Annotated in this window: 15 protein-coding genes; 5 read left to right on the top strand and 10 right to left on the bottom strand. The window is 36.0% G+C overall.

The window, feature by feature from the left end:
- Positions 1–2 precede the first annotated feature (2 nt).
- Positions 3–1,223: an S-adenosylmethionine:tRNA ribosyltransferase-isomerase gene (locus B9Y84_RS04180; protein WP_085515825.1), complete on the bottom strand. Its 1,221-nt coding sequence runs from the start codon at positions 1,221–1,223 to the stop codon at positions 3–5.
- 157 nt (positions 1,224–1,380) lie between these two features.
- Between B9Y84_RS04180 and B9Y84_RS04175 the strand changes: the two genes are divergently transcribed.
- Positions 1,381–2,454 carry an o-succinylbenzoate synthase gene (locus tag B9Y84_RS04175; RefSeq protein ID WP_085515824.1) on the top strand — a complete coding sequence of 358 codons (1,074 nt, stop codon included), beginning with the start codon at positions 1,381–1,383 and terminating at the stop codon, positions 2,452–2,454.
- Between the two features lie 91 nt (positions 2,455–2,545).
- On the opposite strand, the gene B9Y84_RS04170 is transcribed toward B9Y84_RS04175, so the two are convergent.
- Positions 2,546–3,007, bottom strand: a complete 462-nt coding sequence (locus B9Y84_RS04170) for a DinB family protein (protein ID WP_085515823.1) — start codon at positions 3,005–3,007, stop codon at positions 2,546–2,548.
- Between the two features lie 108 nt (positions 3,008–3,115).
- Between B9Y84_RS04170 and B9Y84_RS04165 the strand changes: the two genes are divergently transcribed.
- Positions 3,116–5,140 carry an NADPH-dependent 2,4-dienoyl-CoA reductase gene (locus B9Y84_RS04165; RefSeq protein ID WP_085515822.1) on the top strand — a complete coding sequence of 675 codons (2,025 nt, stop codon included), beginning with the start codon at positions 3,116–3,118 and terminating at the stop codon, positions 5,138–5,140.
- 214 nt (positions 5,141–5,354) lie between these two features.
- Here B9Y84_RS04165 and B9Y84_RS04160 read toward each other — a convergent pair whose 3' ends face one another.
- The 8 genes from B9Y84_RS04160 to B9Y84_RS04125 form a co-directional block, all read right to left on the bottom strand.
- Positions 5,355–5,816 carry a thioredoxin family protein gene (locus B9Y84_RS04160; RefSeq protein WP_085515821.1) on the bottom strand — a complete coding sequence of 154 codons (462 nt, stop codon included), beginning with the start codon at positions 5,814–5,816 and terminating at the stop codon, positions 5,355–5,357.
- 31 nt (positions 5,817–5,847) lie between these two features.
- Positions 5,848–6,729: a metal ABC transporter permease gene (locus B9Y84_RS04155; RefSeq protein WP_085515820.1), complete on the bottom strand. Its 882-nt coding sequence runs from the start codon at positions 6,727–6,729 to the stop codon at positions 5,848–5,850.
- 53 nt (positions 6,730–6,782) lie between these two features.
- Complete coding sequence (gene azu / locus B9Y84_RS04150; protein ID WP_176223702.1) at positions 6,783–7,364, bottom strand: azurin; 582 nt, start codon at positions 7,362–7,364, stop codon at positions 6,783–6,785.
- Between the two features lie 75 nt (positions 7,365–7,439).
- Complete coding sequence (locus B9Y84_RS04145) at positions 7,440–8,732, bottom strand: metal ABC transporter permease (protein ID WP_085515819.1); 1,293 nt, start codon at positions 8,730–8,732, stop codon at positions 7,440–7,442.
- 1 nt (position 8,733) lies between these two features.
- On the bottom strand, positions 8,734–9,519 hold the full coding sequence (locus B9Y84_RS04140) for a metal ABC transporter ATP-binding protein (protein ID WP_085515818.1): 786 nt from the start codon (positions 9,517–9,519) through the stop codon (positions 8,734–8,736).
- Positions 9,512–10,459, bottom strand: a complete 948-nt coding sequence (locus B9Y84_RS04135; RefSeq protein WP_085515817.1) for a metal ABC transporter solute-binding protein, Zn/Mn family — start codon at positions 10,457–10,459, stop codon at positions 9,512–9,514. The genes B9Y84_RS04140 and B9Y84_RS04135 overlap by 8 nt, the downstream gene beginning before the upstream one ends.
- Positions 10,440–11,102, bottom strand: coding sequence for a metal-dependent transcriptional regulator (locus B9Y84_RS04130; RefSeq protein ID WP_085515816.1), 663 nt, complete (start codon positions 11,100–11,102; stop codon positions 10,440–10,442). The genes B9Y84_RS04135 and B9Y84_RS04130 overlap by 20 nt, the downstream gene beginning before the upstream one ends.
- A 131-nt stretch (positions 11,103–11,233) precedes the next feature.
- On the bottom strand, positions 11,234–12,361 hold the full coding sequence (locus B9Y84_RS04125; protein ID WP_085515815.1) for a glycosyltransferase: 1,128 nt from the start codon (positions 12,359–12,361) through the stop codon (positions 11,234–11,236).
- A 22-nt stretch (positions 12,362–12,383) separates the two neighbouring features.
- On the opposite strand from B9Y84_RS04125, the gene B9Y84_RS04120 reads away from it, so the two are divergent.
- From B9Y84_RS04120 to B9Y84_RS04110, 3 genes are all read left to right on the top strand, one after another.
- Positions 12,384–13,199 (top strand): 2,3,4,5-tetrahydropyridine-2,6-dicarboxylate N-succinyltransferase, encoded by an 816-nt coding sequence (locus B9Y84_RS04120; protein WP_085515814.1) that lies wholly within the window; start codon positions 12,384–12,386, stop codon positions 13,197–13,199.
- 46 nt (positions 13,200–13,245) lie between these two features.
- Positions 13,246–14,097: a DUF3108 domain-containing protein gene (locus B9Y84_RS04115; protein ID WP_176223701.1), complete on the top strand. Its 852-nt coding sequence runs from the start codon at positions 13,246–13,248 to the stop codon at positions 14,095–14,097.
- Positions 14,098–14,179: 82 nt separating this feature from the next.
- On the top strand, positions 14,180–14,773 hold the full coding sequence (locus B9Y84_RS04110; protein WP_085515812.1) for a tetratricopeptide repeat protein: 594 nt from the start codon (positions 14,180–14,182) through the stop codon (positions 14,771–14,773).
- Positions 14,774–15,496 lie beyond the last annotated feature (723 nt).

The following is a 15,496-nucleotide window of genomic DNA, read 5'->3' as shown; positions in this document are numbered from 1 at the left end:
ATTTAAGGTAATAATAAGGAAGAATCTCCGTAAGACAGAAATCTATAGCTATTATTTAAAGCTTCATGATAAACTTTTTGCCAATTTTCCCCGATGAGGGCTGCGATTAGTAAGATCAATGTCGATTCTGGCTGATGGAAATTTGTAATAAGACCATTTACCACTTGAAATTGATATCCTGGAAAAATGAATATTTCAGTGTCTCCATGTAAACTTTCCATTTGTTGGCTTTCCATAAATTCTAATATGGCTTGAAAACTTTCTTTTCTAGTTGGCAAGTTGTCAAATCCATTTTCGTACGGATATAATTTTTTGATATGAAATGTGTCCTGTTCTTTTTTAAGTAATTCAATCCCAAACCAATAGGCACTTTCTAAGCTTCTGATAGATGTAGTTCCAACTGCAACTATTGGATTATCAGTGGTGGCTAAAAATTCTATTGTTGATTTTTCAATTTGAATTTGCTCACAATGCATATCATGTTCCAATACATTCTCTGTTTTGATCGGTTGGAAAGTGCCTGCGCCTACATGTAAAGTCAATTCATGAATAGCATGTGTTTTTTGAATATTTTCAACTATGGCATCGGTAAAATGTAGGCCTGCAGTGGGCGCTGCAACCGCTCCTTCATTTTTAGAATAAACGGTTTGATATCTAGGCTTGTCTTCTTCTGTAGCCGAACGATTCAAATAGGGTGGAAGAGGAGTAGTTCCCATCAATTCCACTATCTCTACAAATGGTACAGCTTCATTATCCCATTCAAATTGAATTTCATTTTTATCGAAGTTGGCATAAGTAGCAATTACTTTAATTTTTCCATAATCCGTTTCGAAAAATCGTTCCAGTGCGTCACCCGCTTTCCATCTTTTTCTATTGCCGACCATACAATGCCATACACATTTGTTTTTTACTAACATGGCCTGAGCCACTTCTGGAGTCGGTTTCAATGGAGAAAGCAAAAATATCTCAATATTAGCTCCACTTTGCTTTTTAAAATGGATTCGTGCGGGAATGACTTTAGTATTATTGAAGATCAAACTGCAGTTTTTAGGCAAATGATTTGCTAAATCGTAAAAGTGTTGATGTTCAATATCTCCATTTTGGTAAACTAATAATTGCGAGTGATCTCTCTCTTCTAGAGGAAATTTTGCAATACGCTCTTCTGGAAGAGTATACTGATACTTTTGTAAATCAATCTTTGAGGCTATTTCAAGTAAATTCATGAGGATAAAATCTGTAAATCTAATAGCAATCCTTTCTGAAAATAGAAACCAGTCAGGATTTTTAGTTTAATGAAGTGGCAAAGATAAAATTCAATTAATGAAATGTATTGAATGCTTGGGAAAAGCTTTCTAATTTAGCAGATATTAATTCAAAGATATGAATATCACCGCAGCTTCCATCCAACACCATACGCTCCAATTCAAATTTAAAGCTGGTACTTCTCGCGGTACTTTAAAAGAAAAAGATACCTGGTACTTGAAACTATTTTCAGAAAATAAATTAATTGGAATAGGAGAGGCGGGACCATTAAAAGGTCTGAGTATAGAGCCCTTAGATCAAATGGAAACGGAATTGGAAAAAGTATGTGAGAAACTGATAGGCATTGCTTTACCAAACTCTATGGAAGAAGCATTTGAAATTGCAAAAAAAATATCTCCAAAAGGCTTTCCATCGATTCGATTTGCTGTAGAAACGGCTTTATTGGATGCCATTCATGGTGGTAAGAAACTAATTTTTGATACCCCCTTTTACCGAGGAAAAGAAAGAATTCTGATTAATGGCTTGATTTGGATGGGAAATGAAAGCTTTATGCAAAAACAGATTCAAGAAAAACTAGATGCGGGCTTTGATTGCATAAAAATGAAGATTGGGGCAATTGATTTTGAAACTGAATTGAAACTATTAAAATTAATCCGCTCCAAATATAGCCAAAGTGAAATCACATTGCGAGTTGATGCTAATGGAGCTTTTACTCCAGATGAAGCTTTAGAAAAATTAAAGGAGTTGGCTAAATTGGAATTACATTCTATAGAACAACCTATTAAAGCTGGACAAAGTGAGGAGATGGCTAAACTGTGTGCAGCAACGCCTTTGCCCATTGCTTTGGATGAGGAATTGATTGGTATTGATCATCACAGAGATAAGCTTGATTTGCTCAAGCAAATAAAACCGCACTATATTATTTTAAAGCCAAGCCTAATTGGCGGAATTCAATCAACTTTAGAATGGATTGAGATTGCTGAATCTTTACAGATAGGATGGTGGATGACCAGTATGTTAGAATCGAATATTGGGCTGAATGTTATTTGCCAGCTGGCTTCTTATTTGAAAGTGAAGATGCCGCAAGGCCTAGGTACAGGTCAACTCTATCATAATAACATCGATTCTCCAATTTCGATTACTGCTGGAGAAACATTTTATGATGTGGAAAAGGAGTGGCAGAAATTATAAAGGTTGACAATACAGCCTTATCACCGCAAAGGTATTTAACATTACAAAAAAAGAAGTCAGCTCCATAATTTCCCTTTGGGGATTAAGGGGCTTAATATCCCAGTGCTCTTTTCATTGCCATCACATATCCCAAATGCAAACTTTCATGAATATTGTTAAATTGTAAAGCATCGTTAAAGCTGTTTAAAGTGATACCAAAGCTGGTTTCATACTGTTGATAATCACCAAATCTCATCTCCTTTATATCATAACCTAACTGCTCATCAGCTATTTTCCCCAACTCAAAAATAGTTTCTAGCTCTGTTTTAGGCTGATCGATTTCAGCTGGAAAACTACCTTTTTTATATCTTTTAATAAAATCAGTTGGCAGAGTGAAATCCAAACCAGACATGCCATAGATTAAAACGTTTTGAGTGGCTATTACATGGCCAATATTCCATATTATATGATTGTTGAAGCCAGCAGGAATCAAGACCAAATCTGCTTCATTTACTTTTTCTACGGCCTTCTCGAAGTTCTTTCTAATGGCTTTATGGTTGGTAATTACTTGCATATTCTTTGAATTTAGTGACGAAAATACCAATAAATTGACGATATTTTAAGCCTTTTAGAAAAGATTATATAAATTGCTAATTGTTCTGCATGCATACTAAATACACTTATGGCACATTCAACTTATCCGCACTTATTTGAACCTTTAGATTTAGGTTTTACACAATTGAAAAATAGGGTTTTAATGGGCTCTATGCACACCGGACTTGAGGAGGCTAAAGATGGTTTTGAAAAGATGGCTACTTTTTATGCCGAAAGAGCTAAAGGCGGGGCGGGATTAATTGTAACAGGCGGGGTTTCTCCGAACTGGCAAGGATGGTTAAAGCCATTTTCCATCAGGATGACCAAAAAAAGTCATGCCAAAAAGCATCAAATTATTACTAAAGCAGTTCATGAAGCAGGTGGAAAAATATGTATGCAGATTCTACATGCGGGTAGATACGGCTATCATCCATTCAGCCTGGCCCCATCTGCCATCAAAGCGCCTATTAATCCTTTTAAGCCATTTAAAATGTCTTCCAGAAGGATAAAGTCCACGATCAAAGATTATGCAAAATCCGCACAATTAGCTAAAGAAGCCGGTTATGACGGTGTGGAGATAATGGGCTCGGAAGGCTATTTAATCAATCAGTTTATCGTTAAACATACCAACAAAAGAACTGATGAATGGGGTGGAAGTTATGAAAACCGAATTAAGCTTCCGATTGAAATCGTAAAAGCTGTTAGAGAAGAGGTTGGTAAGGATTTTATCATCATTTTCCGCTTATCTATGTTGGATTTAATTCCTGATGGCAGCACTTGGGAGGAAGTGGTGCAATTAGCTAAGGAATTAGAAAAGGCTGGAGTTACCATTATCAATACAGGGATTGGTTGGCACGAAGCTCGCGTTCCTACTATTGTGACGAGTGTGCCAAGGGCCGCTTTCACATGGGTAACCGAAAGAATGAAGAAAGAGGTAAGCATCCCTTTAATCACTACCAATAGAATTAATATGCCACAAACTGCTGAGGAAATTTTGTCTTCAGGTCAAGCTGATATGGTTTCCATGGCACGTCCATTCTTGGCAGATCCTGAAATCATTAATAAATCTGAGCAGGGTAGGGAAGATGAAATCAATACTTGCATCGCTTGTAATCAAGCCTGTTTGGATCATGTATTTAAAAATATAACAAGCAGCTGTTTGGTCAATCCTAAAGCTTGTCATGAAACAGAATTAATAGCTCAGCCTATGAAACAAGTTAAAAAACTTGCGGTTGTGGGTGCAGGTCCAGCAGGATTAGCTTTCAGTACTGAAGCAGCCAAAAGAGGACATCAGGTTACTTTATTTGATGCTGGGAAAGAAATTGGCGGTCAGTTCAATATGGCGAAACAAATACCAGGTAAAGAAGAATTTTATGAAACCCTTCGGTATTTCAAAAAGCAAATTGAATTAACAGGAGTTGATTTAAAGCTGAATACTAAGGTTTCCGCTGAAGAATTAAGAGACTTTGATGAAGTGGTGGTTGCAACTGGGGTAAATCCAAGAGATCCGAAAATCCCTGGACAGGAAAATGATAAAGTGCTTTCGTATATTGAAGTGCTGAAAGCCCACAAAACAGTGGGTAGAAAAGTGGCTATTATTGGCGCAGGAGGTATCGGTTTTGATGTAGCGGAATACCTTACTCATCCCGAGGAAGAAAACCATGATGACTTGCAAGCTTTTTTCAAAGAATGGGGAGTTGATATGGATTTCGAAAAAAGGGGAGGAGTAGAAGGAAAACCTATTATAATTGATTCTCCAAGAGAAATTATTATGCTACAGCGCTCTGAAGGAAAAATGGGAGCGAAGCTAGGTAAGACCACAGGCTGGGTCCACAGAAATTCATTACGTAATCGTCAAGTAAAAATGGTAACGAATGTTCAGTATGATAAAATTGATGACCAAGGCTTATACATCACCAAAGATGGTAAGCAAGAATTAATAGAAGTGGATAATATCATTTTATGTGCTGGTCAATTGCCTGAGAAAAGCCTGTTCAATTCGCTTACTGAGCAAGGAATAAAAGCGCATTTAATTGGGGGAGCCTTCGAAGCGGCTGAATTAGATGCTAAAAAGGCCATTAAGCAAGCTTCTGAGTTGGCTTTGGAAATTTGATAGAAAAGAATAAAGATGTAAGAATAAAGATTCTAGATTTCTGATAATCTGTTAATGTAGGTATATGAAATATGTTTTTATGAATTCAATTGATTATTGCAAGTTAGTAATGAAGTTACCATAATTGAGATTTAAAATTATTAGCATATCAAATAATCAATTCATTAGCAAATTAAACCTGTCAACTCGACAACCCGAAAACCTGTCAACGTAATTATTCCCACTCCAATATCTTTTCTAAAGTGTCTTTAAATTTCTTAGCATTCTGATAGCCCGGAACAGGTTGAATCGTTTTAAAATCTTCTTTTATATAGACTATAGTAGGATATCCTGTAACTCCCATAGAACGCGCAATCATTTGCGCATTAGTGGTATCGCCAGCCATTGTGATGGGTTCTGTATTTTCAGCATTTAATTTTACGGCATAGAACTTCTCATTCACCATATCTACAATTTCTGGATCAGAAAAAGTCTCTTTGTCCATTTTTTTACACCATCCACACCAATTGGTATAGACATCTACAAATATTTTGCGTGGCTCTTTTTGGTTTTTTTGATAGGCTTCAGTAATAGTTAACCAATTGATTTCTTTTTCCTCAGTTTTTTGTGGCTTAGAGGTGAAAGAGAAAAATATAATCAAACTTAAAGCTGCAATGGTTATTAATGTGGTTTTCATATTGATTTAGTAATTCATAATCTTAACAAACTTAAGCCTTTACAGATTCAAATTTTGTAACCTTTGTGACTTTTTTGCTCATAATTCTAATGTACGTAAAAACTATAGCAAATATTAATCCACAAACTGTTGCCATTGCCCCTGCGATTGATGCATTAAGAGATGCTGCCAGATAGTATCCAAGAATTGCACTCAAAAACCCAATAAGACAGGTTAGTAAAATCATTGTTTTAAGCTTTTTGCTAATTAAATAGGCTGTTGCAGCAGGTGCGATTAGAAAAGCAACCACCAAAATTGCCCCTACTGATTCGAAAGAAGCAACTGTAGTAAAAGAGACAAAGGCCATCAAAAGGTAGTTCCATAAGGTTGCAGAAATACCTAAGGCAACAGCATATTCTGGGTCAAATGAGGTGATTTTTAACTGTTTGAACCCTATACTCACAAAGAGAATGACAAGCACTAGAACTGTACCGATCAGATAAAGTGCTTTTGGTCCAATATCTGTTCCGGAATTTAAGATGATGGTGTCTAGTGGGACATAAGCTATTTCTCCATAAAGTACGCATTCTTGGTCAAGATCAACTTGTCCCGTAAAAGCTGAAATTAGGATGACACCTATGGCGAATAGCCAAGTGAAAGTCACACCTATTGAGGCATCAGCTTGAAGTTTACCTTTTTTATGTAAAAACTCTATAATTATGGTGGTTAAGACTCCTAATGTCCCAGCACCTAATAACATGGTGACTGAATCTCTGCTGCCCGACCATAAAAATGCTATTACAATACCAGGTAAAATAGCATGAGATATAGCATCACCTACCATAGCCATTTTTCTTAAAATCAAAAAACAGCCTAAGATCCCACAAGAAATGGCCACAAGTGTGCCGGTTAGAATTATATAGAAGTCGGACATGATCCAGTTAGTAAAGTAGGCATCAACTAGTGAAGCTGATGCCTGTTAAGGTTTTATTCCACAATAAATTTACCTTTCATTAAAGCAACATGACCAGGAAATGAGCAAATAAAGTCATAAGTCCCTTTTTCTGGAGCTTCAAATGTGATGGTAGTTTCTTCACCACCGCCAAGAGTTTTAGTGTTTGCTATCACTTTATTAGCTTCGGCTTGGGGAATATAATCATTATTAGCAGCGCCTGCAGCCTTTTGGCCAAATTCCATAATATCAGTACCTTGTTTCAAAAGCACCCAATTATGACCCATTTGCTGCTTTGTCATTTCGCCTACATGTTTTAATGTAAGTTTTACGGTTGAACCTGCTTTCACTTTCATTTCATCAAGATTGAACCTCATTTGATCATTTCCTTCAATCGTGATTTCAATTACTCCTTCATTTGAAGATTTATCTACACTATTTTCATCTGCTTTGCCTTCTTTTGGAGCATCTGCACTTTCTTGTGCTTGCTGCTGCATGATCTCTTTAGAAGTTAATGTTTCTTCCTGAGAACTAGACTTTTCATCGGAAGTATTGCCACCGCAAGCAATAAATAAACTTACCGTCAAAATGCTAAATGTTAATTTTAATAATTTCATGATTTTGTATTTTTAAATTTCAAGTCTTCATATTATCTAATCGTATCAACAGTATATATGTTTTACTATTAAGTATTAATCGTACGGTATTTTTGAATTGTGTGGATCTACTTCAGGATATCCTAATTTTTCTTCTAGTCGCTTCTCCAGTTCGGGTGTTATGATATGTTCTATAGTATCCGCATCTTCATGTACATGGTCAGGTGCAATTCGCAAATACTCAGTAAGGTATAATTCCCAAAGTCTATGTAATTTGACTAGTCTGGCGGCCTTGCGTTGCCCGTAGTCAGAAAGAAAAAAACCTTCCTTCGTTCTTCTTAAATATCCTTGTCTTTTTAATCTAAGCAATATTCTTTTCATTAGTCGAGTAGTATAATATCTTTTTTCTCTCAATTTTTCTAATGATTTAGCTTCTCCGAAATTGTCTTCGGCCTCTGCTATTTGGTGAAATGCTTTTAATATATTTTCATCTTGAATTTGTTTTCTGTTTTTTAGCTGCTGCAATAATCTAGAAAAATAGCCTTTCTTTGGGGCAAATAGAATAGAAAATATTGCAAAAAGGGAGAGTACCATCACCACCCATGGACCAGTGGGCATATTTGGAGCTATATAACTTATAAATGCTCCTGAAACACCTGAAAATCCGCCAATAATAGCAGCTAGTATTAAGATTACAGATAAGCTCCCGGACCAATACTTAGCTGCTGCGGTTGGGGTGATCAAAAGAGCGGCCATCAAAACTACTCCTACCGCCTGGATGCCAGTAACCACTGCTAAGACGGTCAAGGAGCTCAAAAGAAATTCAATCCATTTAACAGGCAACCCTATGGATTGCGCAAAATCTTTATCATAAGTGATCAGTTTTAGTTCTTTGTAAAACAGTAGAATCATAAAGACTAGAATGATACTAATTGCAGAAAAAACAATTACATCTTGAGCTAGCATGCTTGCAGCTTTTCCAAAGAGAAATGAATCTAGTCCAGTTTGAGCAGCATTTCCTGACTGCTGAATATATGTAAGTAGCATTATGCCAACGCCAAAAAACACAGACAAGATTAGGCCAATGGCAGTATCTTCTTTGATTTTTGATTTCTTTACGATGTAATCAACAGCAATAATCGATAACCACCCTGTGAAAAATGCCCCTGAAATTAAAAGGAAATAGTTTTTGGTGCCACTTAGAATGAAAGCCAAACAAACACCAGGTAAAATGGCATGAGCAATAGCATCTCCAATCAAAGCTTTTTTCCTGAAAAAGGTAAATGACCCCACCACCGCAGCGCCTGCTCCCAAAATGATGGTTCCTAATGAAACGTAAATCACATTGGTATCATCGAAATCAAAAAAGCTAAGTGCATTTTCCCACATATTATTCTCTGTTTGGAAATCTATGTTTCTGAATTAAGTCGCTTATTTCAGTCAATAAGGTTAATTTACCGCCATAAGTTTCTTGTAAAAGTTCAGGGGTGAAAGCTTCATTGATAGGACCCGAAGCCACTAGTCGCATATTTAATAATATGATCCAATCAAAGTATTTGGCAACGGATTGTAGATCATGATGCACCACGATAACCGTTTTATTTTGGGCAGACATTTCTCCAAGTAACTTAATTATCGCCTTTTCTGTGGCTGCATCAACTCCAGCGAAAGGTTCATCCATAAAATAGATATCAGCTTGCTGAGCCAAGGCACGTGCAAGGAAAACTCTCTGCTGCTGTCCTCCTGATAGTTGCGAAATCTGGCGGTTTTTAAATTCATCCATTCCTACTTTTCTCAAGCTATCCATTACAATCTCTGCATCAGCTTTTTTAGGCCTGTTAAATAACCCAAGCTGACCGTATCTTCCCATCATTACAACCTCATACACCGAAGTAGGGAAGTCCCAGTCAACGCTTTCTCTTTGCGGAACATAACTAATTTTGTGGCGCATTTCCTCTAAAGGCTTCCCATTGATTTGAATGTATCCGCTATTAAGTGGTAGCAGACCCATTATTGCTTTCAATAGAGTCGATTTACCAGCACCATTCGGTCCAATTATTCCGATTAGCTGTCCCTCAGGTAGGCTTAAGTCCACATCCCAAAGCACAGGTTTGCGTTCATAAGCAACAGAAAGATCGTGTATTTCAATTATAGGATTCTCAACTTGCTTAATCATTTTTTTCTTTTTTTGAATCCAATATTAATCCTGAGACAATTTTTTTTACGTTTGAATCCACCATACCAATATAGGTTCCTTCATAAGTTCCTTCTTCTCCCATAGCGTCAGAATATAAACTTCCACCAATGACAACCTCATGCCCCTGACTTCTACACCCTTCTAAAACGGCTTGAATTGCTTTTTTAGAAACTGAAGTCTCAGTATAAATAGCAGGGATATTTTTAGTTGTTATGTAATCGACCAAATTACTAATATCTCGCAAGCCAAACTCTGAAAGTGTGGAGATTCCCTGCAAACCTCTTACTTCTATATCATAAGCTCTTCCAAAATAACCAAATGCATCATGGGCAGTGACTAAAACCCGCTTTTTATCTGGAATTCGATTAGTTTGATACTCTACAGCTTTGTGAAGGCTATCCAATTGAAGGATGAATTTTTCAGTATTAGAACGATAGTAATTTTGGTTCGAACTGTCACTCTTGACCAGTTCATTACTAAGTAATTCAGTGGCCTGTTTCCATAATTCAACATCAAACCAAATATGAGGATCAACAGCCCCTTGAAATTCTGTATTATTTAGATAAGTTTCATTGGGCACTAATTCTGCCATGGCAATTACAGTCTTTTTTCTTTTTAGCTTCTGAAGGATTTCTCCCATTTTGCCTTCTAAAAACAAACCGTTATAAACAATGACATCTGCCTGTTGCAATTTTTGTAAATCACCTTGGGTAGCTTTGTACAAATGAGGGTCTACTCCCGGACCCATCAAGGCTTCAATTTTAGCCTTGTCCCCAACTATGTTTTCAACTGCATCTTTGATCATGCCCGTTGTGCAAACTATATAAGTTTGCCCGGTTTTTTTTTCGTTCGGGGCACATGAAAATGCGAGAACAAGAATGAAAAAAAAGAGTGATATTTTAGTGAGTGACCAATACATTTTCTGCTACTTCTTTACTAATGAATAATTTGTTTTTTCCGTCAACTAAGATTTCCATCGAGCCGTCAAACTCAACTTTCTCTGTGACTTTTGTTTTTGCTCCTAAGTAAATTCCGATCCGATCTAAATGTTGTAAAAACATGGAGTTTGTATCTTTCACTGCGACTACAATTCCATCTCCTGAAATCTCAACTTCCGCCAAAGGGACTTGTGGCTTTTCTTTGAATAATCCATTTTCATCAGGAATGGGATCGCCATGCGGATCGAACTTTGGATGTCCTAAAAAGTCATCTAATCTTTGGATGAGTAGGGGGGATTTTATATGCTCTAATTGCTCAGCAATTTCGTGTACTTGATCCCAATTGAATTTTAACTTTTCTACTAAAAACACTTCCCAAAGTCTGTGTTTTCTGATTACTTGAAGAGCTGCAATTTTTCCCTTTTCAGAGATTTTCACTCCTTGATATTTTCGATAAACCACCATTTCTTTTTCTGACAGCCTACGCAACATGTCCGAAACGGAAGCAGCTTTCGTATCCATTTCTTCAGCAATAGAATTGGTTGTAACATCAAATTCCCCTGCATTAGATAGATGGTATACGGCCTTTAAATAATTTTCCTCCGCAAAACTCAGTTTCTTCATTTATCTTTAAATTTTACGCAAGTTAAAATAATATTAGATTAATCTAAAAATAAATTTAATAAATTATTAACATTGCATTTAAATGGATTTATAATGCTTTTTTGCCTAATTAAGGATTGTCTAAAAAAAAATTAAGACAGTATTTTTTCAACGAAATGTAGTAATTCTGATTCCTGACTTTTCCAAAGGATTTCTTCTTTTGGACGATTAACAAAGAAGGAACTGTTATGTAACTCTTTCTGTAATCTTTCTACGTCAGGGGTGTTGAAGTCGACAGTTAAACCTGCACTATATTGATGAAGATATGACTTCCATTCGGGATGAGGGGGTATAATCATGGGTATGTGAAGTGCTAAATAGTCATAAATTTTGGTAGGAAAACGTCCGGCAAGGTTTGGATTTAGCCGGTAAGGAAGTAGTGCGACATCAGAGTTCTTGATTTCTTGTATAATTGCAGATTGGGCAATTGGCTTATTATTCGTGATTAATTTAATGTATGCTACCTTGTTAACTGCCTTTTCTATAATTTTAAGATATTTACTATCAGCAGAATAGCCTATGATTATTAAAGTGATTTTGGAATTAAAATAATGTATTTTTTTACATAATTCTATAGCATCAAGTGTCCCGTACTCTGCCCCTATAGTTCCACTGTAAATAAATTTTAATGGATTATTTTTCGATAAAGTGAGAGGTTCTATTTCCTGCTTTATGGACAATATAGATTTATTTAGAAGCTTAATGTATGGTTTATGATGAATAAAACTCAGCTGTTGTTCATAAACCTCCTCAGCAAGGAGGAATCCTTCGACAAAATACCTTGATAAGCTTTCTGTAATTTTGATGTAATACTTAAAAAGATATTTGGGGAGACCTCTGTAAATCTGGTTTTGACTTATGTTAAATTGATAATTTTCCTGCACATCGTAGATAATTTTTGTACCAAATAAAATTTTGATTAGAAACATAACCCACAGTAATTCAGGTGTATTAATGATGATGAGTTGAGGTTTTAATTTAAGATATTTTTTGAATACTTTGACAGGAGCATACAAGCGTTTAAAAGAGTTTCTTTGAAATTTGAATATTGGATATAAAAAAATATTTTCGTTTTCAACTTTCTTTTTTGATTCAAAGCCTATGATATTTACCTCATATTTATTTGTTTGCGCTAATGATTGTCCAATCTTATAACAAGAACGAACATCATCAGCTGGTTTAAGAACCGAAGCGATTAGTACTTTAATTTTATCATCCACAGAATAAAGATATAAACAGAAAATGGAATTTAAAGAATTTATTGAAAAGGCTTGGGACAATAGAGAATTGTTAAAAGATAAGGATACGCAGATTGCCGTAAAGACTGTGGTTGAAGAATTAGACCATGGGAAAATCAGAGTTGCTGAACCAGATGGTGCAGGAAATTGGACGGTAAATGAGTGGATTAAAAAGGCGGTCATCTTATACTTCCCTCTTCAAAAAATGCAAACGATAAATGTTGGTCCTTTTGAATTTCATGATAAAATTAAGCTAAAAAAAGGTTATGAAAAACTAGGTGTTCGCGTTGTTCCACATGCAATAGCTCGCTATGGTTCTTTTGTAAATACAGGTGTTGTTATGATGCCTTCGTATGTAAATATTGGAGCCTACGTTGATAGCGGAACTATGGTAGATACTTGGGCCACGGTTGGTAGTTGTGCACAAATCGGGAAGAATGTTCACCTCAGTGGAGGGGTCGGAATTGGTGGAGTATTGGAGCCTGTACAGGCAGCCCCGGTCATAGTGGAAGATAACGCATTTATAGGATCCCGTTGTATTATTGTTGAAGGGGTAAGGATCGGAAAAGAAGCTGTACTAGGTGCCAATGTTACCTTGACTGCTAGCTCTAAAATCATTGATGTAACAGGTGAAAAGCCGGTAGAACATATAGGTTATGTTCCTGAACGATCCGTTGTAATTCCAGGCTCATTTACCAAGAAATTTCCAGCAGGAGAATATCAAGTACCTTGCGCTTTGATCATAGGAAAAAGGAAGGAAAGCACCGACAAAAAGACTTCTTTAAATTCAGCTCTTCGGGAGAATAATGTGGCAGTATAGTCGTTCAAAAAATGTTTTGGCATTCTATTTGAGAAGTAGTCTACTTATGAAGAAGTTGATCTTATTTTTTCTTTCTAGTTTATTCATTGGTTCTGCCATTTGTCAAAAAAACTATGAAGATTTGTTTACTGAGATTCCGCAAGAAGATTTTCCAGTTATAGAAAAAATTCCTTTTGAAGCGGGAGAAGAGATTGAATATAAAATCTATTACAGTTTTATAACAGTAGGTAAAGGGCAGATTAAAGTTCATAAGAATCCATTTAAAATTAATAATAGAGGCGCCTACAAAGTAGATGTCAGAGCTAAAACTACTGGTATGGTAGATTGGGTGGCGAAAATTGACGATCACTGGGGTGGGTATATTGATACAACCTCTTTAATTCCTCACCAGGCCTACAGATTTATAAAAGAAGGAGGGTATAGAAAGACAGAAATTGTTAATTATGATCATAACTCTCAAATGCTAGAAGTGAAGAGCATGGGAAAATATGATGAAACTTTTAAGGAACCTATGTATTATCAATTTCCGCCTCAAGTACGGGATTTGATCAGCGGTTTTGCTTATTTTAGATCTGTCGACTTTGATAAGTTAATGCCTAAGGATACCATTACGGTACCTGCATTTTTTGAGGACACTTTCTATAATTTGCAAATCGTTTATTTGGGAGATGAAACTCTTGAACTTCCAATAGGTAAAGTTAGAGCGCATAAAGTGACTCCAGTGATGCCTGAAACAAAAATTTTCGATGGGGAGAATTCAATTCAGGCGTGGTTTTCTGCTGATAGCAACAAAATCCCTTTAAAAATAAATGCTGACCTCACTGTTGGTTCCGGTGGGTTGGAGATCACTTCTTTTCGTAATATAAAATACCCTATTAATTTTGATATGAGTAAGTAGACTTACTGAAGAAATTGGTATTTAGATGGTTATTTCAAACCAATTAAATTAATTTTGCATTTTTAATTTATATTAATCCATAATGAAGTATTTATTTATTCTATTACTATGTTCAATTTGTATGTTATCCTGTCAGGAAAAGGATGAATTGGAAAAAGCAAATCAGTTTTATAACTCTGGTGATTATGAAAAAGCTATTCAGGCTTATGATCAGCATCTAGAAATGAAGCCAACCCATGAAATTGCACTTTACAATAGAGGAAGGGCTTATGAAGAGCTTGGTCAGTATGAAGAAGCAGTAGCAGATTTTAGACAAGTTATTAAAATCAATCCCAGAAACATTGGTGCATATTTAAGTTACGGTAAGCATTTTTACAGGGAGAAAGATTATGAAAATGCTGCTTTTCAATTTGAGAAAGCTTATAAACTAAACAAAAGTTCGTCTCAGTCTGCCACTTTATTAGCAAGAGCCAATCATAAAGCGGGTAAAGTTGAGAATGCGATGGAGTACTACAATATTGCAATTAATAATGATAAAGAGAATGCTGAGGCTTATTTGTACAGAGGTGCATTGAAACTACATTTAAATCAAGCGGGTGGGTGCAATGACATCAAAATGGCCAAAAATATTGGTTATGAAGGAGCAGATGAGTTGTTTAATGAGTATTGTAAGTAAGCGCTGTCAGAATTGACTATCAGGTGATGAGTGTGCCATCCATCACCTTTTTTTTGTTTAAAAGTAATACGCACTTTAAAAGGTAGCGAGATGCAGATTAGAGCCGTCCGCTAGCTAGCAGGTAATAGTTCTGCATTCTAAGCAATTGAGTGAAAACGTAAATCACAGTTTATACTTTTCATAGACGACTTCCCAGATGTGTTGTCTTCCCTTTGCAGATTTGAGTTTGTTTTTCTCTAATTATAGCCTCTTTTTTTGCTATATACTCTTCAATGAATAGGATGTCCCAAGGTCTAAATTTAACGCTAAATCCTTTTTTTGGAATAAGTATTATGGATTTCCATTCAATTAGGTACGTCAGAAGTATATCCGATTTAAATTTGATGATGAGTGGAGTTGTAAAGAAGGTATCCCTTAAACATTGCCATCGATTTGGTTAAAACAAAAAAGGCAACCGAAGTTGCCTTTAAATGGTAGCGAGAAGCAGATTTGAACTGCCGTCCGCTAGCTAGCGGATAAGAATCCTGTGCTATAACTAACTGAGCCACAATTCTGGACTTATCTAGGGTTTAATTTTTGTGCGGACAATTTCCCAAATATAATCTCTTCCTTTTGCTGATTTCAATTGTTTCTCTGTAAGCATAGCTTCTTTTTTGCTTTCGTATTTTTCTGTCAGTAGAATTTTCCAGGGACGAAATTTAGCAGTATATCCTTTTTTGGAGT

It is taken from the genome of Marivirga sericea, assembly GCF_900177665.1.
Lineage (GTDB): Bacteria > Bacteroidota > Bacteroidia > Cytophagales > Cyclobacteriaceae > Marivirga > Marivirga sericea.
The sequence above is the reverse complement of the archived record's forward strand: the minus strand, read 5'-3'. Positions and strand labels throughout refer to the sequence as shown.

Bases quoted from the DNA above. Each gene is read 5' to 3' on its own strand.
- B9Y84_RS04115 (WP_176223701.1), top strand. From the start codon at position 13,246: ATGAAGAAGTTGATCTTATTTTTTCTTTCTAGTTTATTCATTGGTTCT.
- azu (WP_176223702.1), bottom strand. From the start codon at position 7,364: ATGAAATTATTAAAATTAACATTTAGCATTTTGACGGTAAGTTTATTT.
- B9Y84_RS04155 (WP_085515820.1), bottom strand. From the start codon at position 6,729: ATGTCCGACTTCTATATAATTCTAACCGGCACACTTGTGGCCATTTCT.
- B9Y84_RS04110 (WP_085515812.1), top strand. From the start codon at position 14,180: ATGAAGTATTTATTTATTCTATTACTATGTTCAATTTGTATGTTATCC.
- B9Y84_RS04130 (WP_085515816.1), bottom strand. From the start codon at position 11,102: ATGAAGAAACTGAGTTTTGCGGAGGAAAATTATTTAAAGGCCGTATAC.
- B9Y84_RS04135 (WP_085515817.1), bottom strand. From the start codon at position 10,459: ATGTATTGGTCACTCACTAAAATATCACTCTTTTTTTTCATTCTTGTT.
- B9Y84_RS04180 (WP_085515825.1), bottom strand. From the start codon at position 1,223: ATGAATTTACTTGAAATAGCCTCAAAGATTGATTTACAAAAGTATCAG.
- B9Y84_RS04170 (WP_085515823.1), bottom strand. From the start codon at position 3,007: ATGCAAGTAATTACCAACCATAAAGCCATTAGAAAGAACTTCGAGAAG.
- B9Y84_RS04165 (WP_085515822.1), top strand. From the start codon at position 3,116: ATGGCACATTCAACTTATCCGCACTTATTTGAACCTTTAGATTTAGGT.
- B9Y84_RS04145 (WP_085515819.1), bottom strand. From the start codon at position 8,732: ATGTGGGAAAATGCACTTAGCTTTTTTGATTTCGATGATACCAATGTG.
- B9Y84_RS04160 (WP_085515821.1), bottom strand. From the start codon at position 5,816: ATGAAAACCACATTAATAACCATTGCAGCTTTAAGTTTGATTATATTT.
- B9Y84_RS04140 (WP_085515818.1), bottom strand. From the start codon at position 9,519: ATGATTAAGCAAGTTGAGAATCCTATAATTGAAATACACGATCTTTCT.
- B9Y84_RS04175 (WP_085515824.1), top strand. From the start codon at position 1,381: ATGAATATCACCGCAGCTTCCATCCAACACCATACGCTCCAATTCAAA.
- B9Y84_RS04120 (WP_085515814.1), top strand. From the start codon at position 12,384: ATGGAATTTAAAGAATTTATTGAAAAGGCTTGGGACAATAGAGAATTG.